The 644-nt window shown below is 48.0% G+C and carries 2 tRNA genes; both read right to left on the bottom strand.

Annotated features, from left to right (window positions below):
- Positions 1-241: 241 nt before the first annotated feature.
- A tRNA-Ala gene (locus CWI66_RS17710) sits at positions 242-317 on the bottom strand.
- Positions 318-422: 105 nt separating this feature from the next.
- A tRNA-Ile gene (locus tag CWI66_RS17705) sits at positions 423-499 on the bottom strand.
- Positions 500-644: the final 145 nt, after the last annotated feature.

Below are 644 nucleotides of genomic sequence, written 5' to 3'. Positions count from 1 at the left end.
AACCCGAAGGAGTCTGGGGTTCGCAATGATAACGATTGCCGGATACGCTTGAGACGTATCACAATACAATTTACGTAAGAACGTTTTAAAAAACGTTCTTGTCAGCATGATATACATTGTTAAAGAGCGACTGTTCTATGAACAGTGATAAGACAACGCGGCGCGTTCTGGCTTATCAATGGTCACAAAACCAACAAACGGTACGAGAAGCACAGGAGGTATCACCTGTTACGACGCGATATGGTGGAGCCAAGCGGGATCGAACCGCTGACCTCCTGCGTGCAAGGCAGGCGCTCTCCCAGCTGAGCTATGGCCCCATTAATAGATGGCTTTTCCGGGTAATTTTATTCAGAACAAGGCATTTTATGGCGAAGCATAGCCTTCTATGCGAGTCATAAAATAACGCAGTGCTGGATAAAATTTGGTGGGTCTGGGCAGATTTGAACTGCCGACCTCACCCTTATCAGGGGTGCGCTCTAACCAACTGAGCTACAGACCCGGTCATTTCGCCGTATGCTTGAGCTCAACACCCAAACAAAGCGTAAATAGCTACCGTTTGCTCTACTATCTGATCAGGTAATTCATTGTGAGCGCTTACCGCGAGGGGAAGACATCGTTTAAGGAGGTGATCCAGCCGCAGGTTC

The sequence above is a fragment of the Halomonas sp. 141 genome (genome assembly GCF_002810305.1).
Lineage (GTDB): Bacteria > Pseudomonadota > Gammaproteobacteria > Pseudomonadales > Halomonadaceae > Vreelandella > Vreelandella stevensii.
This window is presented reverse-complemented; position numbering and strand designations above follow the sequence as displayed.